Below are 19787 nucleotides of genomic sequence, written 5' to 3'. Positions count from 1 at the left end.
GCTTCGAGGTGGGACTGCTCAGTCGTTCTGAGTGTCCGCGTCGACCCAGTCGAAGGTCTTCGTGACGGCCTTCTTCCAGAGGCGCAGCTGACGCTCGCGCTCGGCCTCGTCCATCTTGGGCTCCCAGCGGCGGTCCTCCTGCCAGTTCTTGCGCAGGTCGTCCAGGTTCTCCCAGAAGCCCGTCGCGAGACCGGCAGCGTAGGCGGCGCCGAGGGCGGTGGTCTCGGCGACCACGGGACGCACCACCGGCACGCCGATGATGTCCGCCTGGAACTGCATGAGCAGGTTGTTGGCGATCATGCCGCCGTCGACCTTCAGCTCCGTCAGGTCCACACCGGAGTCGGCGTTGACCGCGTCCAGCACCTCGCGGGTCTGGAAGGCCGTGGCCTCCAGGACGGCGCGGGCGATGTGGCCCTTGTTGACGTAGCGGGTGAGACCGACGAGAGCACCGCGCGCGTCCGCCCGCCAGTACGGCGCGAACAGGCCCGAGAACGCCGGCACGAAGTACGCGCCGCCGTTGTCGTCGACGGTCTTCGCCAGCTCCTCGATCTCCGGGGCGCTCGAGATGATGCCCAGGTTGTCGCGCAGCCACTGCACCAGCGAACCGGTGACGGCGATCGAGCCCTCCAGGGCGTAGTGCGGCTTCTCGTCGCCCAGCTTGTAGCCGAGCGTCGTCAGCAGGCCGTTCTTGGAGTGGACGATCTCCTCACCCGTGTTGAAGATGAGGAAGTTGCCGGTGCCGTAGGTGTTCTTGGACTCGCCCGGATCGAACGCCGCCTGGCCGAAGGTCGCGGCCTGCTGGTCGCCCAGGATGCCCGCGACGGGCACCTCGCGGAGGAGGCTGGACGACTCGACCTGGCCGTAGACCTCGGACGAGCTCTTGATCTCCGGGAGCATCGACTTCGGAACGCCGAACACCTCGAGGATGTCGTCGCGCCAGCTCAGCGTCTCCAGGTCCATGAACAGGGTGCGGGAGGCGTTGGTGACGTCGGTCGCGTGCACACCTCCGTCGGGACCGCCGGTGAGGTTCCAGAGCACCCAGGTGTCTGTCGTGCCGAACAGCAGGTCGCCCGCCTCGGCGCGCTCACGAGCGCCCTCGACGTTCTCCAGGATCCACACGATCTTCGTGCCAGAGAAGTACGTCGCCAGCGGCAGGCCGACAATCTGCTTGAAGCGCTCCGTTCCGCCGTCCGCCGCGAGGCGGTCGACGATCGGCTGCGTCCGGGTGTCCTGCCAGACGATGGCGTTGTAGACGGGCTCTCCGGTGTTCTTGTCCCACACCACAGCGGTCTCGCGCTGGTTGGTGATGCCCACGGCCGCGATGTCGTGGCGGGTCAGGTCGGCCTTCGAGAGCGCCTGGCCGATGACCTCGCGGGTGTTGTTCCAGATCTCGATCGGGTTGTGCTCGACCCAACCGGCCCGCGGGAAGATCTGCTCGTGCTCGAGCTGTCCGGTCGAGACGATCGATCCGGACTTGTCGAAGATGATCGCCCGGGTGCTGGTGGTGCCCTGGTCGATGGCGACGACGTAGTCGGCCATAGGTGACTCCTTTGTTCTGTGGGGGTGGAACGGGGAGGGGCCGGCGGGATCTGTCCCGGCCGGCCCCTGGTGTTACTTGAGGATGGGGAGCAGCAGCAGCGCCAGCCAGCCGGCGATCAGACCGCCGATGATCGGGCCGACGACCGGGACCCACGAGTAGGACCAGTCGCTGGAGCCCTTCCCCTTGATCGGGAGGATGGCGTGCACGATGCGCGGACCGAGGTCACGTGCTGGGTTGATGGCGTAACCCGTCGGACCACCGAGGCTGGCGCCGATGCCGATCACGAGGAGCGCGACGGGGAGTGCGCCGAGGGCGGCCAGGCCGGCGGCTTGTCCGGGCTGATGACCGAACGCGATGACCACGAAGACCAGCACGAAGGTGCCGATGATCTCGGTGACCAGGTTCCAGCCGTAGCTGCGGATCGCAGGACCGGTCGAGAAGACACCCAGCTTGTTCGCGGGGTCCGGCTCCTCGTCGAAGTGCTGCTTGTACGCGAGCCAGGTGAGGACGGCGCCGATCATGGCACCGATCAGCTGGGCGAGGATGTACAGCAGCACTGTGATGAAGTTCACCGGCACCAGGGTGTGCGCCGCAGCCGAACCGAACGTCTTGGCGCCGTTCGCGACCAGGCCGAGCGTCACCGCCGGGTTGAGGTGCGCGCCCGAGTTGTAGGCGACGACCACGCCGGCGAACACACCGATGCCCCAACCGAAGTTGACCATCAGGAACCCGCCGTTGAAGCCCTTGTTCCTGATGAGGGCGACGTTCGCCACGACACCGGTACCGAGGAGGAGCAGCAGCGCTGTACCGACCACCTCGGACAGGAAATCTACACCGATATTGTCCACGTTGACCTTCCAGTTGTTCAGTTGACCCGCACCCTGTTGTGCGTTCTGGTGTGGCTCTCGTCAGGGTGGGCACTTGAACGCTATTGCGGTCACGCCCACCGTGACAAGAACCGTGTCATGCACGTTCGTGCATTTATCGAACAGCCGCGGCTTCGCTCCCGTCCCCCGACTTGAGCTGCACCCGGTGGGCGTCGGCGAGGTCCGCTACGAACGAATCTTCCTCCTCCGTGCGCTGATTTGGCGACCATGCAAGTGCGTTTGCGACGATTTCGCCGATCTCGCGCACCAGAGCCGGGGTGATCGCCCCGGTGAAGGCGAGGCTGGTGCGGCGAAGGAAGACGTCCCCGAGGTGCACGACGTGCTCGTTGCGCACGAGGTGATCGATCTCGGCGCGCGAATAGCTGGGGGCGGCCGCGAGCGGAGCGTCCTCGCCGTCCCAGCCGGCGATCGCGTCGATCACGAAGCTCGCCTTGGTGCCGTAACGGTGCAGCAGCGTGGCCGCGCGCTCGGCGCCGACGTCCGCGCCGTACCGGGCGATCCAGTCCCGCTCCGCCTGCGGAGTGGTCGGGAAGCCCGCGCCGCCGCCGATCGGCAAGCCCAGGGTCTGGACGGTGCGCTCGACCTTCAGCGCGGCCAGCGTCTCGTTCGTCAGGTGCTCGCTGAGCGCTCGGAAGGTGGTCCACTTGCCGCCGACGAGGCTGAGCACCGTCGTGTCACCGAGCCCGGCGATCGTGCCGGGCACGATGCGGTAGTCGCGGGAGACGAATCCGGGGGCGGTGTCGTCGTGGCGCGGGAGCGGGCGCACGCCCGAGAAGGTGTAGACGATCTGATCGCGCGTGATCGGGATCGTTGGGAAAACGTGCGCGACCAGCTCGATGAAGTAGTCGATCTCGTCCTCGGTGATCACCGCGCGCTCGGACATGTCGGCGTTGATGTCGGTGGTCCCGACCATGACACGGCCCTTGAGCGGGTAGATGAGGACGATCCGGCCGTCGTTGTTCTCGAAGAACATCTCGCGGCCCTGGCAGGCCTCGAGGAGGTCCGGGTTGTCGAGGACGATGTGCGAACCCTTCGTGCCGCCCATGTACCGGGTGGCGCCGCCGAGCGCTTCGTTGGTGAGGTCGGTCCAGGGGCCGGAGGCGTTGACCACGACGTCGGTCGTGATGGAGAACTCCTCGCCCGTCTCGCGGTCGCGGACCAGCACGCCGCCGTCGCGCGTCCCGATCGCCTCGACGTAGTTCACCGCACGGGCGTGGGGGCCCGCGGCGAGTCCGTCGGCCAGCACGTCGAGCGCCAGGCGCTCCGGGTCGTGCACCGAGGCGTCGAAGTAGGTCGCGGTGTACTTGAGGCCCGGGTTGAGCTTCGGCAGGATCTCGAGCGACTTCTTCCGGCCGTGGAAGCTGTGCCGCGGGACGGAGCCGCCATCGCGCGAGAAGGCGTCGTAGATGGTCAGGCCGGTCTTGATGAGGAACGCCCCGCGCTCCTTCGGCTTGCCCTGCTTGTGGGTGAGGAACCGCAGCGGCGCCGCGAGGATGCCGGAGAACGTCGAGAAGATCGGGATGGTCGTCTCGAGCGGCTTCACGTAGTGCGGCGCGATCTTGAGCAGGCCGTTGCGCTCCGTCACCGACTCCTTGACCAGGCGGAACTCGCCGTTCTCGAGGTAGCGGATGCCGCCGTGGATCATGTGGCTGGATGCGGCGGACGCCCCGGAGACGAAGTCGTTGCGCTCGACGAGCACGACATCGACGCCCTGGAGGGCGAGGTCGCGGAAGGTGCCGAGACCGTTGATGCCGCCGCCGACCACGAGCACCTGTGCTCGGGGGCGTTCGCGGAGGCGCTGGACCTCGGTGCGGGTGGTCGACTTCGTCGTCACGATGTTCTCCTAGTGCTGTCTCGTGAGGTGCTGTGCAGCTATAGTCTTCGCATCGGCACAACTTCGATCAAGCGCTATGCACATACGTGCACCTCGTGATCGGACCCCGGAACGCCGACCCGACGAAGAAGGCCCCGAATGCCCCAGCCCGACACTGAGCACCTGCCCGACAAGGTCCGCGACGCCCTCAAGGCGGGCCACCTCTATTACATGCAGGACCTCACGATGGAGGCCATCGCGCACGAGATGCACACGTCGCGGTCGAGCGTTTCCCGTCTGCTCAGCTATGCGCGCTCGTCGGGGCTGGTGACCATCCAGATCGCCGAGCCGCACGAAGGTGCAAGCCAGATCCAGCAGTCGATCCACGAGCACTACGGGGTCGCGGCGCACATCGTCCCGATGCCGAGCGCCATCAGCGACGTCGACCGGCTCGAGCGCGTGGCGATCTCGGCGGCGCGGATCCTCGACCGCTTCATCGACTCGAACCAGACCGTCGGGATCGCGTGGGGCTCCACGATGAGTGCCCTGAGCCGCCATCTCATCCCGAAGGAGCTGCACAACGTCGAGTTCGTGCAGCTCAACGGGGCGGGCAACACCTACACGACCGGCGTGCTGTACGCCTCGGAGATCCTGCGCCGCTTCGGCGACACCTACTCGGGCACGATCCAGGAGTTCCCGGTGCCCGCGCTCTTCGACGACCCGCAGACCAAGATCGCCATGTGGCGCGAGCGGAGCACCCGCCGCATCCTCGACATCCAGGAGCGGATGGATGTGGCCCTCTTCGGCCTCGGCTCCCCCTTCTCCGAGGTCCGGTCGCACGTCTACGCCTGCGGGTACCTCGACCAGGCGGACTACGCCTCCCTCGACGAGTCGGGCGTGGTCGGCGACGTGGCGACCGTGTTCTTCCGCGAGGACGGCAGCCACCACGGCATCCCGCTGAACGAGCGCGCGAGCGGTCCGGACATCGACCTCATCAAGCGGGTGCCGCGCCGCGTCTGCATCGTCTCGGGCCCGTCCAAGGTGCACAGCCTGCGCGGGGCCCTTGCGGCGGGGCTGATCACCGACCTCATCGTCGACGAGGGCACGGCCCGCGCGCTCGTGCAGCTGACGCAGACGAGCGCGCAGGCCGAGGCCGCCGCGGCGTGACGGCTACGCGCGTCGGGCCCGGCGGCGCGCGACGACCGCCGTCATCGCGCCGGCGACGAGCAGCACCAGCGCCCAGCCGGTGAGGTCCGACGCCGCCGATGCGGCGGTCGAGCCCGTCTTCGCCAGCGAGGCCGCCGGGGACGCGCCGTGACCGGCACCGCCGCCAGGGGCGGCTGACCCGGGGCGGTCCGGGTGGCCGTCGGGGCCGTTCGGGGCGGCAGGTCCGTTGGGACCGTCAGGTCCGCCGGGACCGTCGTGTCCGCCAGGACCGTCGGGTCCGCCGGGACCGTCCGGCCCCTCCGTGCCGTCGGGCCCCCCGGAACCGTCAGGGTCGCCCGGCGCGCCGGGTCCGCCCGGTGGCGTCCCCGTGCCGTCCGGGTCCGTCACCGCGACCCCCGCCGCAGCGTCATCCTGATTCGACAGGACGCCGTCGGGATACCGCCCCGCGAGCGAAGCACCGTCCGGTCCCACCGGCGCGCCCACCACGACGGCGGTGTTGACGGTGTCCTGCGCTGCGTCCGAGATCGAGGTCGTGATGCAGCTGAGCGATCGGGACTCCCCCGGAGCGAGGTCGCCGAAATCCAGGGCCCCGCACTCCTCGCTCCGGCCGGTCCTCCCTCCGCTCAACGTCTCGACGCTCGGCGAGACGCCGACGAGCGCCAGAGCGCCGGTGTTGCGCACCGTCAATCGCCATTCCACGTCGGAGCCCGCCGGGACGAGGACGCGTTCGACCCACTGCGCGTCGTCGGCGGTGTCGCATCCGGTGCCCGTCGTGCAGACCTCCTTCGTCAGCGCCAGCGACGGGATAAGGGCCTTCACCCGCGCCTCCGCGGGCGCGGAGTCGACCGAGCCGCCGAAGCGGGCCAGCAGGGCACCGCCGCTCGGGTCGGCGAAGACGCTTCCGAGTCGCGCCGTGTTGGTCACCCATTCGCTGCTCGAGACGGAGGCGGTCGAGCAGACGAGCTCCGCGGAACCCCCGGCCGGGAGATGCGAGGCGATCGCCCGCCCGACGCAGTCCGTCGCTCCTGCGCCGGGGCCGGCGAGGACGTCGTCGGCGACGGTCACGTCGTCGAGATCGATGTTGCCGGTGTTCCGTGCGGTCAGCCGCCAGTCGACGGCCGCGCCGCTCACGACGGCGGTCTCCGATGTCCACTGCGTGTCGACCGCCGGGTCGCATCCCGTGCCGGTGACGCAGACCTCCTTGACAAGCTCGAGCCGGGGATCGAGCACATGGAGCGTGACCGTGGTGGTGGCACTGGACGTGTCGAGACCGTTCGGCGCGTCGACGGGAACGGGCACCCCCCAGTTCACCCGCCCCAGGTGATCGGATGCGGTGAGCGTGCGGGAGAGCACGGATTGGGTGGGGATCGCGGTGCGGCCCGATTGGAGAATCGTCCCCGTTCCCAAGTCCGTCCTCGCCCCACCCGCCGGTGCGAACGTCCACCCGACCTCTGAGGCGACGAATCCCCATTGCAGCGCGTCTCCGGCGGCGTACTGCGTCTGGCACGCCTTCGCGAGGCCGGCGAGCTGGATCGTGTCGCCGGGGAGCGCGTACACATCCTTGATGAAGCCGTCCGGGGTCGCGATCTTCACGACCGTCAGCGACTGGCTTCCATCGCACACACTCGACGACAGGTCGTCGTAGGGCGTCGGCGCGAGCCGCGTGACCGGAGCCGGGGCGGTCGCCGCCAGAGCGGTGGCCGCCGTGAGGCCACCGCTCGCCACGGTCGCCAGTCCTGCCAGCACGCCGGTGGCCCGGAATACAGGTATATATTTCGTATTGAACACACAGAAATGATAGCGCTCCCCCATGTCGCCGGATGACGAGTGTCCGCAACGGGAATAGACGGCGCACGAACGCGTTGATCTAGACTCGACAACGAAATAAACGTGCTCCGGGGTCGGTGAGAGTCCGAACCGGCGGTGACAGTCCGCGAGCGGTGCGCCCAGGCGCCCTGCTGAGCCGGTGGAATTCCGGCACCGACGGTAATGCGTGCAGGCGAGAGCCTGTCGCTCAGTCCGGATGGGAGGCAGCACGGTGGGCAGCCCGCATGGGCTGGCGCCCGCGCGACCCCGGCGACACGTCTCGACGAGAGACAGGATGGCAACGGGATGACGTGGGAAGCCCCCATGCGCACGGCGCTCGAGCTCGCCGCCAACGGTCCCGCGACCGGCGTGAACCCGCGGGTCGGGTGCGTACTCCTCGATGCGGAGGGGAACATCCTGGCCGAGGGCTGGCACCGCGGCGTCGGCACTCCGCACGCCGAGGTGGATGCGCTCAGCAAGCTGCCGGAGGGCGGCGCCCGCGGTGCGACCGCCGTCGTCACGCTCGAGCCGTGCAACCACTGGGGCCACACCGGCCCGTGCTCGGTGGCGCTCATCGAGGCCGGCGTCGAGCGCGTGGTCTATGGAACGGACGACCCGGGCCACCACTCCGGCGGCGGCGCGGAGCGCCTGCGTGAGGCGGGTGTCGAGGTCACCGGCGGTGTCCTCCGGAACGAGATCGAGGACTTCCTCGGGGACTGGCTGACCGCCGCGCGCCTCGGGCGCCCGTACATCGTCGTGAAGTGGGCGAGCAGCCTCGACGGCCGCGCCGCCGCCGCCGACGGCACGAGCAAGTGGATCACCGGAGCCGCCGCGCGCCAGCGCGTGCACGAGCAGCGCGAGGCGTCCGACGCGATCGTCGTCGGCACCGGCACCGTGCTCGCCGACGACCCGAGCCTCACCGCCCGCGGCGACGCCGGCGAGCTGATGGGCACGCAGCCGACGCCCGTCGTGATCGGCACGCGCGCGGTCCCGAACGACGCCGCGGTGTTCCAGCACCCCAACCCGGTGATCTTCGAGGGCACCCACGACCTGCACGAGGTCGTCGCCGACCTGCATCAGCGCGGCTTCCGCCGCATCTACGTGGAGGGGGGCCCGACGCTCGCCAGCGCGTTCGTCGCGGCCGGGCTGGTCGACGAGTACGCGATCTATCTGGCGCCCACCCTGCTCGGCGGGCCGCGCCTCGCCCTCGGCGACATCGGCGTCGAGACCATCGGCGAGCAGCGCAGGCTGCGCATCCTCGACGTCGAACGTCTCGGCGGCGACCTGCTGATCCGCGCCGTGCCGGTCGTGCCCGGCGCACCCCGTTCCGCCGAGCGCGACCCCGTGGACGTCGCCGGCGCCGACATCTTCCCCACGACCCAGGAGGTCTGAACGCATGTTCACCGGAATCATCGAAGAGCTGGGCGAGGTCACCGCCGTCGAGCGCACCGCCGACGCCGCACGCCTCACCGTCCGCGGTCCGCTCGCGGTCAGCGACGCCCGGCACGGCGACTCCATCTCGGTCAGCGGCGTCTGCCTGACCGTCATCGACAAGGACGCCGAGGGCTTCACCGCGGATGTGATGGCCGAAACCCTCGCGATGAGCACCCTCGACGACGTCCAGCCCGGCCGCCGGGTCAACCTCGAGCGCGCCGCCCAGGTGGGCGACCGCCTCGGCGGCCACATCGTCCAGGGCCACATCGACGGCACCGCGACCGTGCTCTCCGTCACCGACGGGAGCGCGTGGCGCGTCGTGCGCCTCAGCCTCGACCCCGAGCACGCGCCGCTGGTCGCGCGCAAGGGCTCCATCGCCATCGACGGCGTCTCGCTCACGGTGAGCGCGGTCGGCGGCGGACGCGAGGACGGCTGGTTCGAGGTCTCGCTCATCCCCGAGACCCTGGCCGCCACCACGCTCGGGGACCGCGTCCCCGGCGACCGCGTCAACATCGAGACGGACATCCTCGCCCGTCACGTGGAGCGCATGCTCGCGCTCGAACCGGCACTGACCGAACGGAGTGCGTCATGAGTCTCGCCACCATCCCGGAAGCCCTCGCCGAGCTGCGCGCCGGCCGCCCGATCATCGTGGTCGACAACGAGAGCCGCGAGAACGAGGGCGATGTCGTCCTCGCCGCCGAGCTCGCCAGCCAGGAGTGGATCGCCTGGACGGTGAAGAACTCCTCCGGCTTCATCTGCGCGCCGATGACCGACGAGATCGCCGACCGCCTGGAGCTGCCGGTCATGGTCGCCCACAACGAGGACGCCCGCGGCACCAACTACACCGTGAGCGTGGACGCGGCCGACCGGCTCTCGACCGGCATCAGCGCCGCCGACCGCGCGCACACCCTGCGGGTGCTCGCCGATCTCGACTCCACCCCGTCGAGCCTGCACCGGCCGGGCCACATCCTGCCGCTGCGCGCAGTGGAGGGCGGCGTGCGGGAGCGCGACGGTCACACCGAGGCCGCGGTCGACCTGCTGAAGCTCGCCGGGATGACCCCGGTCGGCGCCATCGCCGAGATCGTGGCGGACGACGGCGAGATGATGCGCCTGCCCGGGCTGATCGAGCTGGGCAAGCGCGAGGGCATCCTCGTCGTCACCATCGAGTCGCTGATCGACTACCTGCAGGAGTTCCACTGCGACCAGCCACTGGAGACGGTGACGCCCATCCCGGAGACCTCGCGGGTGATCTTCGAGGTCGAGACCACCGTCCCGACCACGCACGGCCCGTTCAAGATGCGCGCCTACCGCGACCGGATGACCGGCGCCGACCACGTCGCCATCGTCGCCGGCACCCCGCGCCGCGACGGCACGCTGGTCCGCGTCCATTCGGAGTGCCTGACCGGTGAGGCGTTCGGCTCGCTGAAGTGCGAGTGCGGCCCGCAGCTCGACGCCGCGATGGACACCATCCAGCGCGAGGGCGGCGTCGTCGTCTACCTGCGCGGCCACGAGGGGCGCGGCATCGGCCTGATCAACAAGCTGCGCGCCTACAAGCTGCAGGAGGAGGGCCTGGACACGCTGGACGCGAACCTCGCTCTCGGCCTGCCGATCGACGCCCGCGACTACGGGGCGGCCACGGCCATCCTGCAGGACCTGGGCATCGAGTCGGTGCGTCTGCTGACGAACAACCCCGAGAAGGTGCGCCAGCTCGAGGAGCACGGCATCGAGGTCGAGGAGCGCGTGCCGCTCGTCGTCGGTGTCGGCGCTTTCAACGAGGGCTACCTGGAGACCAAGCGCGACCGGATGGGTCACGCGATCGGAGACATCGACCCGGTCGCCGGGCTCGACGAGACGGCCGCGGGCATCGCGGCGGAGAGGACCACACGATGAGCGGAGCGGGAGCCCCGAACGCGCAGGAGCAGATCGACGGCACGGGACTGAACGTCGTCGTCGTCGCGGGCAGCTGGCACGAGACGATCAGCGAGGCGCTGATCGCGGGCGCGCAGCGGACCCTGGATGCGGCGGGTGCCACGCACTCGCTGGTCCGCGTCCCGGGCAGCTTCGAACTGCCGGTCGTCAGCAAGGCGGCGCTCGAGGCGGGCGCGGACGCGGTGGTGGCGCTCGGCGTCATCATCCGCGGCGGCACGCCCCACTTCGAGTACGTGTCGGCGGCCGCCACCGACGGCCTCACCCGCGTCGCGCTCGACACGGGCAAGCCGGTCGGCTTCGGCGTCCTGACCCTGGACGATGAGAAGCAGGGCATCGACCGCTCCGGCCTGCCCGGCTCGAAGGAGGACAAGGGCGCCGAGGCGGCGCACGCCGCGCTCGCGACGGCGGTCGCGCTGCGGGGTCTGCGGGGCTGAAGCCTCAGCTCCTCCACGGCATGTGCTGGAGCGTCCAGGTGTTCCCATCGGGGTCGGCGAACCAGGAGTAGAGCACGCCGCCCAGGTCCTGCACCGGGCCCATGTCGACGCCGCGCTCGAGCAGCCCTCCACGGGCGGATTCCATGTCGGCGACGACGAGGTGAAGCCCACGCAGCGAGCCCGGCTCCATCCCGGTGCCGCCCATGCCGTCGGTCATGCTGATCGAGCAGTGGGAGCCGGGCGGCGTGAGCTGGACGACGCGGACCCCGGGCGCAGGACGCACATCCACATCGAGCGTGAAGCCCACCCGGTCGCGGTAGAACTCGATCGAGCGGTCGATGTCGCTCACCGGCAGCATCACCAGTTCGAGCATCATCGCGCCGGGCGTGACGGACTGTGCGGGGGTGTCCATCAGCCCACCTCGTAGGTGAGGTGCGTCGCGTAGGGCGTCACCAGCACGTCCCTCTGCACCAGTTCGCGGCGCACCGCATCCCGGAACAGCGGGTCCCCGCCCCCGAGGATCAGCGGCGACACGTGCAGGCTGAGCACGTCGACCAGCCCCGCCGCCACGGCCGATCCGATGAGGGCACCGCCGCCCATCAGCACCACGTCGAGCTCGCGTCCCGACGCCGCCGACCGCTCCTGGGCGGCGGCGCGCGCCTGTTCGATCGCGTAGGCGAGCCCCGTCGTCACGAACGTGAAGTCGAGGTTGGTCAGCCGCCTCCGCTCGGGTGGCGTCGACGTCACGGCGAAGAACGGCGGACGGCCGACCTCGTGCGCGCCGTAGCCGAGCTCGTCGCTCCACCCGTCCGGCGCGTCGATGACGTCGAACAGGTTGCGGCCCATGACGACCGCGCCGGAGCGCTGCGTGCCCTCCTGCAGGATGCGGTCGTCAGCGGGGTCACCGGCGAACACCCAGCGGTGAAGGGCCTCTCCCCCGTCCCCCAGCCCGTTCCCGGGGCCGGCATTCGGGCCGGTGACGAAGCCGTCGAGGGACATCGTGATGTCGGCGACGATGCGGGTCATGGCGGTCACTCCCCCGCGAGCAGTTCGTCGAGCTTCTCGAAGCCCTCGCGGACGCCGTACTCCATGCCGCTCTCGATCATCTGCTCCAGCGCCTCGCGCGAGGTCATCACCGACCGGCCGGACAGCCGGGTGCGGCCGCCGGGCAGCGTCTCGAAGCGCATGCGGTCGAGGCTCACCTCGCCGGGGGCGCCCAGCCACTCGAAGGTCTGGATGATCTGCTCGTTCTCCTCGACGGTGTGGAACGTGCCGCGGAACGCGTAGACGGTGCCGTCCGTGTCGTGCGACTCGTAGGCCCAGGTGCCGCCGGAACGGAAGTCCCACTCGGTGATGACGTTGCGCAGGCGGCGGGGGCCGATCCACTGCGCGAACAGCTCGGGGTCGCCGTAGGCGCGGAAGACGGCGTCGACCGGCGCCTCGAACTCGCGGGTGAGGTCGGCATAGGACGTGCCCTCGACGGCCTCGATGGTGACGGGGTTGCTCATGATTCCTTCTCCTTGGTGGAGTCCTTCTGCTTCAGGAGGGCGTCGAGCCGGCGGAACTGCGCCTCCGCCTCGAGCCGGTAGCGGTCGATCCAGGACGTCAGCCGTTCCAGGGCCGCGGCATCCAGGTGGACCGGGCGGCGCTGCGCCTCACGGCTGCGCCAGACGAGACCGGCCGCCTCCAGCACGCTGATGTGCTTGGAGACCGCCTGCAGGGAGATGGCGAAGGGCTCGGCGAGCTCGTTCACGGTCGCGGGTCCCCGGCTCAGCCGGGCGATCATGGCCCGGCGGACCGGATCGGCCAGCGCCGCGAACGCCCTGTCGAGCGCCCCGTCGTCCTGCATCTTCAACCTTTCGGTTAATCAACCAATTTGTTGAATACAACGGTAGGACGACGGAGCGCTGAGCGCAAGAGGCATTCCGGTCGGGCTACGGCTTCCAGACCATGAGCACGACCACCGCGAGCAGGAGCAGGCTCGCGACGCCCGAGCCCGCGGCGATCTGCGGGTAGCGGGACGCGGTCCCGTCGCGCAGGGCCTCCCCCGCCCGTCGCATGGCCGGCACGACCACGAACAGCGTGAGCCCGAGGGCGACGACGTACAGGATGATCGACCACAGGATCCACGGCGTCGTGACGCTCAGGTCGTACTTCTTGTCCGCCAGCCCCATCACGCCGAACCCGAACAGCACCACCAGGAGCGAGAGCAGGGACAGCAGGTTGGTCGACTTCGCCAGCGTCTCGACCTGGCGGGCGTCGCCGGCACGGACGGCGCGCATGGCCGTCATCGGGAGGATGGCCATCGGGCCGACGATGAAGACGGCGGTGACCACGTGCAGAACGGCGAAGAGCGTTTCCATGTCCTCAGCGTAGCGAGCCGCCCGATTCGGCGGACTCTCCGACCGCGCATAGGCTAGAGGATGCGCCACAAGCGCTTCCCTCCTTCGCCCATGCGCGCCTTCCGCCCGACCGACGCCGCGCCCGCCATGCGGCCCTCTCGCATCTCTCCCGGAAGCACTTCACACGCATGTCCACGACGGAAACCGTCACCACCCCCGCGCCCGCGAATACCCGCGGCCGCGTCATCCTCGCCAGCCTCATCGGCACGTCGATCGAGTTCTACGACTTCTACGTCTACGCGACCGCGGCCGTCCTGGTGTTCCCCGCGCTCTTCTTCACCAGCGAGGACCCGACCACGGCGCTCCTCGCATCGTTCGCCGTCTTCGGCGTCGCCTTCATCGCGCGGCCGGTCGGCTCCATCCTGTTCGGGCACTTCGGCGACCGCATCGGCCGCAAGGGCACGCTCGTCGGCTCCCTGCTCACGATGGGCATCGCGACCGTCCTCATCGGATGTCTGCCGACCGCCCAGGTCCCCGGCTGGGAGTTCTGGGCTCCGTTCCTCCTCGTCGTGATGCGCTTCTGCCAGGGCCTCGGGCTCGGCGGCGAGTGGAGCGGCGCGGCGCTGCTGGCGACCGAGAACGCTCCGGCGGGCAAGCGCGCCATCTACGGCACCTTCCCGCAGCTCGGCGCGCCGATCGGTTTCATCGTCGCGAACGTGCTGTTCCTCATCCTGAGCCTGACCATCGCGCCGGAGGCGTTCGCCGCCTGGGGCTGGCGCATCCCGTTCCTGCTGAGCGCGGTGCTCGTCATCGTCGGCCTCTACGTCCGCCTCAAGCTGGTCGAGACGCCGGCCTTCCAGAAGGTGGTCGACACCGGCGAGGTCGCCAAGCTCCCGCTCGCGCGCGTGTTCCGCACCAGCTGGCGCCAGATCATCCTCGGCACGTTCATCATGCTGGCCACCTACGTGCTCTTCTACCTGATGACCGCCTTCACGCTCACCTACGGCACCACCGCGGCGACCGCGGAGCAGGCGCAGGCCGCCGCGGAGAAGGCGGGCAAGACGTTCTCGGCCGCCACCTTCGTGCCCGGCCTCGGCTTCAGCCGCAACGACTTCCTGATCATGCTGATCATCGGCGTCGTGTTCTTCGGCATCTTCACGCTGGTCGCGGGCCCGCTCGCGGAGCGCTTCGGCCGCCGCAAGACGCTCATCTGGGTGACCATCGGGATCATCGTGTTCGGCCTGCTGTTCGTCCCGCTGTTCGCGGGCGGCACGGTCGGCACCATGGCTCTGCTCATCATCGGCTTCACGCTGATGGGCCTCACCTTCGGCCCGATGGGCGCGGAGCTCCCCGAGCTGTTCCCGACCAACGTCCGCTACACGGGCTCGGCGATCTCGTACAACCTCTCCAGCGTCCTCGGCGCGGCCGTCGCCCCGACCATCGCCGTCTGGCTGTGGACGCTCGCGCACGGCAGCACGGTCTGGGTCGGCGTGTACCTGTCGCTGGCCGGCGTGCTGACCCTCATCGCGCTGCTCCTGTCGAAGGAGACCCGCGACGTGGACTTCACCGACAACGTCAGCTGACCCGCTCCGCCGACGCGCTCGACGCCGTCGAGTGGTGAGCTGACGTCGCAATTCGTATCGAATGGCGACATCGGCTCACCACTCGGCGGCGTTCTCGCGTCAGTCGAGGAACAGGGCGCGCAGGCGGCGGGTGGTCAGGATGAGCCCGAGCACGACCATGACGGTGAAGTACAGGACGTGCCAGAGCATCCCGAGGTCGACGTCGCCCGTCGTGAGCCCGCGGACGAGCTCGACGCCCTGCCACAGCGGCAGCGCCTTGATGATCACCTGCAGCGGCTCCGGGTAGACGGTGATGGGGTAGAACGTCGCCGACAGCAGGAACATCGGCAGCAGGATGAAGTTGATCCAGTCCATCTGCTGGAACGTCTTCATGTAGCTCGTGACGCCCATCCCGAAGCTGGCGAAGCCGAACGCGATCAGCAGCACCGCCGGAAGGGCGAGGATCGCCCACCACGAGAGGTTCAGGCCGAGCGCCTGCATCACCAGCATGAAGCCCGTCGCGTAGAGCGCGCCGCGCAGCAGGGCGAGCAGGATCTCGCCGAGCGCCACGTCGAGCGGCCCGAGCGAGGTGGCGAGCATGCCCTCGTACAGCTTGGCGAAGTGCATCTTGAAGAAGACGTTCCACGTCGAGTCGTAGACGGCGCCGTTCATCGCGGCGGTCGCCAGCAGGGCCGGCGCGATGAAGGCGGCGTACGGCACCTCCTGGCCGGACGAGATCTCGATTGTGCCGACCAACCTCCCGAAGCCGATCCCGAGCGACAGCAGGTAGAAGATCGGCTCGAAGAAGCCCGAGACGATCACCAGCCAGTTCGTGCTCCGCGTCGCCGACCAGCCGCGCTGCATCACCGAGCGGGCGTTGCCCGCGTACAGCGCGCGCAGCGGGCGTGAGCGGATGGCCGCGGGGGCGAGTCGTTCGTCTGTCGTGGTCACTTGTTCAGCCTCTTCGCGGCGATCCGGCGCGACCAGAGCCAGAACGGGACGGCCAGCGCCAGCAGGTAGACGACGTGGACGACGGAGAGCCAGAACGGCTCATCCATGCCGTAGGTGAACACGCGCGACAGCTCCGTGGAGTGCCAGAGCGGTGAGATCCATCCGACCCACTGCAGGAACGGCGGCATGCTCGACAGCGGGAAGAACGTGCCGGAGAACAGCGACATCGGCAACAGCACGAAGCGCATGAGCATGGCCACCTGGCCGGAGTCCTGCTCGATCGTGGCGACGTACGCCATGATCGGCGTCCCGAAGGCGAGTCCGCCGAGCGTCCCGACCAGGATGCTGACCCATCCCCACGGGCTGAGGATGGCGCCGAACAGCACGGTGAACGCGAAGTAGATCACACTGGTGGCGAGCAGCCGCGCGATCACGGAGATGACGATCCCGTCGATGATCTGACCCGGGGCGATGGGCGAGGCGTTGATGCCGAAGAAGGTCGGGTTCCATTTGAACCCGAGCAGCACCGGGTAGGTGAACTCCTCGCTCGCGACCGTCACGGCCGCGGTGCACAACAGGGCGGGCGCCACGAAGGCGAGGTAACTGACCCCGTCGACGGCGTTCGGCCCCAGATTCGCGCTGACCAGGCTGCCGAGGCCGAGGCCCATCGCCAGCAGGTAGAGCAGCGGGTTGCCGAATCCCGTGACCAGCACCGTCTGCAGGTACGACCGCATCACGCGGAAGCGGTGCTCGGCCACGTACCAGGCGCCGAAGCGCCGTGGGCGCACGGCGGCGGCGAGCGCCGTCCGCGCCGCGTCCTGCCCGGTCTCGATGGTGCTCATTCGATCAGGCTCCGTCCGGTCAGACGCAGGAAGACGTCCTCCAGGCTCGACCGCCGCACCAGGCTCGTGAGGGGATGGAGGCCGCGCTCCGCGATCCGCACCAGCTCCGCCTCGCCGTCCTCGCTGTAGACCAGGATGCGGTCGGGCAGCACCTCGATCCGCTCGCCGATGCCGTCGAGCCGTTCCGCCACCTCCGCGTTGCGCTCCGAGCCGAACCGCACCTCCAGCACCTCGCGTGTGGAGTACTCGCGGATGAGGGCCGCCGGCGAACCCTCCGCCATGATCGTGCCCTTGTCGACGACGACCAGGCGGTCGCACAGCTGCTCGGCCTCATCCATGTAGTGAGTGGTGAGCACCAACGTCGTGCCCTGCTCCTTGAGCCGGAACAGGCGGTCCCAGAGGATGTGGCGCGCCTGCGGGTCGAGGCCGGTGGTCGGCTCATCGAGCAGCAGGATGCGCGGGTCGTTGATCAGCGCCCGGGCGATGGTCAGCCGGCGCTTCATGCCGCCGGAGAGGTCGTCGACCTTCGCCTTCGCCTTGTCCTCGAGCTGCGCGAAGGCCAGCAGTTCGTCGGCCCGTGCGCGCACACGCGCCGACGGGAGGCCGAAGTAGCGGCCGTAGACGATGAGGTTGTCCCGGACGCGCAGTTCGGCGTCGAGGTTGTCGGCCTGCGGGACGACGCCGAGCTGGCTGCGGATCTCAGGACCGTAGCGGTCCGGGTCGAGGCCCAGGATGCTGAGGTCGCCACCGGTGCGCGTCGAGACCGCGCCGATCATCCGCATCGTCGTGGACTTGCCCGCGCCGTTGGGGCCGAGCAGCCCGAAGGACTCCCCCGGCTCGACCTCGAAGCTGATGCCGTCCACGGCCGGGAAGTCCTTGTACTTCTTGACGAGGTCGCGAGCGGCGATGACGGGCGTCGGCATAGTTCAGCACTGTAGCCCGCGCCTCCGACATCGCGAGGTGTCAGCAAACAGGCAGTCCACAAGAAGTACGGTCGGAGTGAGCGGTTCCACCGCCCGACGTACCCTTCACCCCCGAAACGGAACACCGTCATGTCATCCACGTCCGCAGCCGCCCCGCGCCGCCGCCGGGGCTTCGGCCGGCCCGCCGACGATGCGGGCCCCCGCGCCCGCTTCTCGCAGCTGCTCCCCTACCTGTTCGAGCACAAGCGCGTGCTCGCCTTCGTGGTCGTGCTCAGCATCCTGGGCGCCGCCGCCAGTCTCGCGCAGCCGCTGCTCGTCAGCCAGGTGATCGACCTGGTCGGCAAGGGCGAGCCGCTGAACGGCCTGGTCTGGGCCCTCGTCGCGCTGGTCGTCGTCTCGGGCCTCATCTCGGGCTACCAGCACTACCTCCTGCAGCGCACCGGCGAGGGCGTGGTGCTGTCGTCGCGGAGAAAGCTCGTCGGGCGACTGCTGAGGCTGCCGATCAGCGAGTTCGACACCCGCCGCACCGGCGATCTGGTGTCGCGTGTGGGGTCGGACACGACTCTCCTGCGCGCCGTGCTGACGCAGGGGCTGGTGGAGGCGATCGGCGGCGCGCTGACGTTCATCGGCGCACTGATCGCCATGCTCATCATCGACCCGGTGCTGCTCGGGCTGACCGTGCTCGTCGTCGCCATCTCGGTGGTGACGGTCGTGCTGCTGTCCGGACGCATCCGGGTCGCCAGCCAGAAGGCGCAGACCAAGGTCGGCGACCTGGCGGCGGCCGTGGAGCGGGCGATCAGCTCGGTCCGGACCATCCGCGCCGCCAACGCGACCGAGCGCGAGATCGCGGCGGTCGACGAGGACGCGACCGGAGCCTGGAAGATGGGCATCCAGGTCGCGAAGATCTCGGCGCTGGTCGTGCCGGTCGCCGGGATCGCGATGCAGGTGTCGTTCCTGGTCGTGCTCGGCGTCGGCGGATTCCGGGTCGCCAGCGGCGCGATCACGATCGCCAGCCTGGTGGCGTTCATCCTGTTCCTGTTCATGATGATCCTGCCCCTCGGCCAGGCGTTCGGCGCCATCGCGGCGGTCAACTCGGCGCTCGGGGCGCTGGGCCGCATCCAGGAGATCCTGGACCTGCCCACCGAGGACCAGCACGACCGCGACATCGCACCGCTGGCGATGACCGTCGGCGTGGCCAACGAAGGGCTCGCGCCCGAGGCTCCCGCGATCGAGTTCGACGGCGTCGTGTTCGCGTACCCGGAGAGCATCGGGGAGGCGCCCCCGGCGGCCGCGGCATCTGGGGACACACCCGCCGCCGAGCCGTCGCCGGAGCGGCTGGCGTTCGAAGCGCTCACCGGCGCGGATGTCGTGGCCGAGGCGGAGGCGGCGGCCGGCGTGGGCGGCGGCGAGGGCCCGCTGCGGCACGGCGGCGTGCTCCACGGCGTGAGCTTCGCGGTCCCGCGCGGCAAGCGCACGGCGCTGGTCGGGCCGTCCGGAGCGGGCAAGTCCACAATTCTGGCGCTGGTCGAGCGGTTCTACGACCCGCAGGCCGGCGAAGTCCGCTTCGGCGGGATGGATGTGCGGAGCCTCGACCGCGAGGCGCTGCGGTCGCAGATCGGCTACGTGGAGCAGGACGCTCCGGTCCTGGCCGGGTCCCTGCGCGACAACCTGACGCTCGCGGCGCCGGACGCGACCGATGAGGAGTGCATCGACGTGCTCCACGCGGTCAACCTGACCGAGGTGCTGGAGCGCAGCGAGCTCGGGCTCGGCGCACCGGTCGGCGAGGACGGCATCATGCTCTCAGGCGGCGAGCGCCAGCGCCTCGCGATCGCCCGCGCGCTGCTCGCCGCGCCGCCCGTGCTGCTGCTGGACGAGTCCACGTCGAGCCTGGACGGCCGCAACGAGCAGCTGATGCGCGAGGCGATCGACGCCGTTGCGGAAGACCGCACCCTCCTCGTGATCGCGCACCGCCTTTCCACGGTGGTGGACTCCGACCAGATCGTGGTCCTCGACCACGGCCGCGTCATCGGCACCGGAACGCACTCCGAGCTCGTCGAGACGACCCCCCTCTACCGCGACCTCGCCAAGCACCAGCTCCTCGTCTGACCGCCTCCCCCCATCGAGTACACGAAGAGTGCACGCTCCGAAGCCTGGGAG

19 protein-coding genes are annotated in these 19787 nt (G+C 69.7%); 7 read left to right on the top strand and 12 right to left on the bottom strand.

Features of this window, described 5'->3' with window-relative positions; translation table 11 throughout:
• Positions 1–18: 18 nt before the first annotated feature.
• The 3 genes from glpK to AB0P25_RS11980 all read right to left on the bottom strand — a co-directional run bounded on the left by glpK (position 19) and on the right by AB0P25_RS11980 (position 4261).
• Positions 19–1539, bottom strand: a complete 1521-nt coding sequence (glpK, locus tag AB0P25_RS11990) for a glycerol kinase GlpK (protein ID WP_363807577.1) — start codon at positions 1537–1539, stop codon at positions 19–21.
• Between the two features lie 72 nt (positions 1540–1611).
• On the bottom strand, positions 1612–2388 hold the full coding sequence (locus tag AB0P25_RS11985; protein WP_363807575.1) for an MIP/aquaporin family protein: 777 nt from the start codon (positions 2386–2388) through the stop codon (positions 1612–1614).
• Between the two features lie 133 nt (positions 2389–2521).
• Positions 2522–4261, bottom strand: coding sequence for a glycerol-3-phosphate dehydrogenase/oxidase (locus AB0P25_RS11980; protein WP_363807573.1), 1740 nt, complete (start codon positions 4259–4261; stop codon positions 2522–2524).
• Between the two features lie 138 nt (positions 4262–4399).
• On the opposite strand from AB0P25_RS11980, the gene AB0P25_RS11975 reads away from it, so the two are divergent.
• Positions 4400–5407 (top strand): sugar-binding domain-containing protein, encoded by a 1008-nt coding sequence (locus AB0P25_RS11975; RefSeq protein WP_363807572.1) that lies wholly within the window; start codon positions 4400–4402, stop codon positions 5405–5407.
• Positions 5408–5410: 3 nt separating this feature from the next.
• Here the strand turns inward: AB0P25_RS11975 and AB0P25_RS11970 are convergent, their stop codons facing one another.
• Entirely contained in the window at positions 5411–7195 is a 1785-nt protein-coding gene (locus AB0P25_RS11970; RefSeq protein ID WP_363807570.1) for a hypothetical protein, read from the bottom strand.
• Positions 7196–7519: 324 nt separating this feature from the next.
• On the opposite strand from AB0P25_RS11970, the gene ribD reads away from it, so the two are divergent.
• From ribD to ribH, 4 genes are read left to right on the top strand one after another with little or no spacing between them, the layout of a single operon-like run.
• Complete coding sequence (ribD, locus tag AB0P25_RS11965) at positions 7520–8605, top strand: bifunctional diaminohydroxyphosphoribosylaminopyrimidine deaminase/5-amino-6-(5-phosphoribosylamino)uracil reductase RibD (RefSeq protein ID WP_363807569.1); 1086 nt, start codon at positions 7520–7522, stop codon at positions 8603–8605.
• A 4-nt stretch (positions 8606–8609) separates the two neighbouring features.
• Complete coding sequence (locus AB0P25_RS11960; protein WP_363807566.1) at positions 8610–9239, top strand: riboflavin synthase; 630 nt, start codon at positions 8610–8612, stop codon at positions 9237–9239.
• Positions 9236–10537, top strand: coding sequence for a GTP cyclohydrolase II (gene ribA / locus AB0P25_RS11955; RefSeq protein ID WP_363807565.1), 1302 nt, complete (start codon positions 9236–9238; stop codon positions 10535–10537). The genes AB0P25_RS11960 and ribA overlap by 4 nt, the downstream gene beginning before the upstream one ends.
• On the top strand, positions 10534–11010 hold the full coding sequence (gene ribH, locus AB0P25_RS11950; RefSeq protein ID WP_363807564.1) for a 6,7-dimethyl-8-ribityllumazine synthase: 477 nt from the start codon (positions 10534–10536) through the stop codon (positions 11008–11010). Before ribA ends, ribH begins: the two co-directional genes overlap by 4 nt.
• Positions 11011–11014: 4 nt before the next feature.
• On the opposite strand, the gene AB0P25_RS11945 is transcribed toward ribH, so the two are convergent.
• The 5 genes from AB0P25_RS11945 to AB0P25_RS11925 all read right to left on the bottom strand — a co-directional run bounded on the left by AB0P25_RS11945 (position 11015) and on the right by AB0P25_RS11925 (position 13373).
• Positions 11015–11422, bottom strand: coding sequence for a VOC family protein (locus AB0P25_RS11945; RefSeq protein ID WP_363807563.1), 408 nt, complete (start codon positions 11420–11422; stop codon positions 11015–11017).
• On the bottom strand, positions 11422–12036 hold the full coding sequence (locus AB0P25_RS11940; protein WP_363807561.1) for a dihydrofolate reductase family protein: 615 nt from the start codon (positions 12034–12036) through the stop codon (positions 11422–11424). The genes AB0P25_RS11945 and AB0P25_RS11940 overlap by 1 nt, the downstream gene beginning before the upstream one ends.
• A 5-nt stretch (positions 12037–12041) precedes the next feature.
• Positions 12042–12518 (bottom strand): SRPBCC family protein, encoded by a 477-nt coding sequence (locus AB0P25_RS11935; protein WP_363807559.1) that lies wholly within the window; start codon positions 12516–12518, stop codon positions 12042–12044.
• Positions 12515–12859, bottom strand: coding sequence for a metalloregulator ArsR/SmtB family transcription factor (locus tag AB0P25_RS11930; RefSeq protein WP_363807556.1), 345 nt, complete (start codon positions 12857–12859; stop codon positions 12515–12517). Before AB0P25_RS11930 ends, AB0P25_RS11935 begins: the two co-directional genes overlap by 4 nt.
• 85 nt (positions 12860–12944) lie before the next feature.
• Positions 12945–13373, bottom strand: a complete 429-nt coding sequence (locus AB0P25_RS11925; protein WP_064111094.1) for a DUF2269 family protein — start codon at positions 13371–13373, stop codon at positions 12945–12947.
• A 167-nt stretch (positions 13374–13540) separates the two neighbouring features.
• On the opposite strand from AB0P25_RS11925, the gene AB0P25_RS11920 reads away from it, so the two are divergent.
• Positions 13541–14935 (top strand): MFS transporter, encoded by a 1395-nt coding sequence (locus AB0P25_RS11920; RefSeq protein ID WP_363807554.1) that lies wholly within the window; start codon positions 13541–13543, stop codon positions 14933–14935.
• 99 nt (positions 14936–15034) lie between these two features.
• Here the strand turns inward: AB0P25_RS11920 and AB0P25_RS11915 are convergent, their stop codons facing one another.
• The 3 genes from AB0P25_RS11915 to AB0P25_RS11905 are packed head-to-tail and all read right to left on the bottom strand — an operon-like array spanning position 15035 to position 17630.
• A complete protein-coding gene (locus AB0P25_RS11915; RefSeq protein ID WP_363807552.1) occupies positions 15035–15865 on the bottom strand; it encodes an ABC transporter permease in 831 nt (276 codons plus the stop codon).
• Positions 15862–16707 carry an ABC transporter permease gene (locus tag AB0P25_RS11910; RefSeq protein WP_363807551.1) on the bottom strand — a complete coding sequence of 282 codons (846 nt, stop codon included), beginning with the start codon at positions 16705–16707 and terminating at the stop codon, positions 15862–15864. The genes AB0P25_RS11915 and AB0P25_RS11910 overlap by 4 nt, the downstream gene beginning before the upstream one ends.
• Positions 16704–17630: an ATP-binding cassette domain-containing protein gene (locus AB0P25_RS11905; RefSeq protein WP_363807550.1), complete on the bottom strand. Its 927-nt coding sequence runs from the start codon at positions 17628–17630 to the stop codon at positions 16704–16706. Before AB0P25_RS11905 ends, AB0P25_RS11910 begins: the two co-directional genes overlap by 4 nt.
• Before the next feature lie 129 nt (positions 17631–17759).
• On the opposite strand from AB0P25_RS11905, the gene AB0P25_RS11900 reads away from it, so the two are divergent.
• A complete protein-coding gene (locus tag AB0P25_RS11900) occupies positions 17760–19736 on the top strand; it encodes an ABC transporter ATP-binding protein (RefSeq protein ID WP_363807549.1) in 1977 nt (658 codons plus the stop codon).
• The last annotated feature ends 51 nt before the right edge of the window (positions 19737–19787 follow it).

The sequence above is a fragment of the Leifsonia sp. NPDC077715 genome (genome assembly GCF_040686855.1).
Classification (GTDB): Bacteria; Actinomycetota; Actinomycetes; order Actinomycetales; family Microbacteriaceae; genus Leifsonia.
Note: the sequence above shows the minus strand (reverse complement) of the source record. Positions and strands in the feature narration are given on the sequence as shown.

Excerpts from the sequence above, each read along its gene's own strand:
- glpK (WP_363807577.1), bottom strand. The coding sequence starts at position 1,539 with ATGGCCGACTACGTCGTCGCCATCGACCAGGGCACCACCAGCACCCGG.
- AB0P25_RS11975 (WP_363807572.1), top strand. The coding sequence starts at position 4,400 with ATGCCCCAGCCCGACACTGAGCACCTGCCCGACAAGGTCCGCGACGCC.
- ribD (WP_363807569.1), top strand. The coding sequence starts at position 7,520 with ATGACGTGGGAAGCCCCCATGCGCACGGCGCTCGAGCTCGCCGCCAAC.
- AB0P25_RS11960 (WP_363807566.1), top strand. The coding sequence starts at position 8,610 with ATGTTCACCGGAATCATCGAAGAGCTGGGCGAGGTCACCGCCGTCGAG.
- ribA (WP_363807565.1), top strand. The coding sequence starts at position 9,236 with ATGAGTCTCGCCACCATCCCGGAAGCCCTCGCCGAGCTGCGCGCCGGC.
- ribH (WP_363807564.1), top strand. The coding sequence starts at position 10,534 with ATGAGCGGAGCGGGAGCCCCGAACGCGCAGGAGCAGATCGACGGCACG.
- AB0P25_RS11945 (WP_363807563.1), bottom strand. The coding sequence starts at position 11,422 with ATGGACACCCCCGCACAGTCCGTCACGCCCGGCGCGATGATGCTCGAA.
- AB0P25_RS11940 (WP_363807561.1), bottom strand. The coding sequence starts at position 12,036 with ATGACCCGCATCGTCGCCGACATCACGATGTCCCTCGACGGCTTCGTC.
- AB0P25_RS11935 (WP_363807559.1), bottom strand. The coding sequence starts at position 12,518 with ATGAGCAACCCCGTCACCATCGAGGCCGTCGAGGGCACGTCCTATGCC.
- AB0P25_RS11930 (WP_363807556.1), bottom strand. The coding sequence starts at position 12,859 with ATGCAGGACGACGGGGCGCTCGACAGGGCGTTCGCGGCGCTGGCCGAT.
- AB0P25_RS11925 (WP_064111094.1), bottom strand. The coding sequence starts at position 13,373 with ATGGAAACGCTCTTCGCCGTTCTGCACGTGGTCACCGCCGTCTTCATC.
- AB0P25_RS11920 (WP_363807554.1), top strand. The coding sequence starts at position 13,541 with ATGTCCACGACGGAAACCGTCACCACCCCCGCGCCCGCGAATACCCGC.
- AB0P25_RS11910 (WP_363807551.1), bottom strand. The coding sequence starts at position 16,707 with ATGAGCACCATCGAGACCGGGCAGGACGCGGCGCGGACGGCGCTCGCC.
- AB0P25_RS11905 (WP_363807550.1), bottom strand. The coding sequence starts at position 17,630 with ATGCCGACGCCCGTCATCGCCGCTCGCGACCTCGTCAAGAAGTACAAG.
- AB0P25_RS11900 (WP_363807549.1), top strand. The coding sequence starts at position 17,760 with ATGTCATCCACGTCCGCAGCCGCCCCGCGCCGCCGCCGGGGCTTCGGC.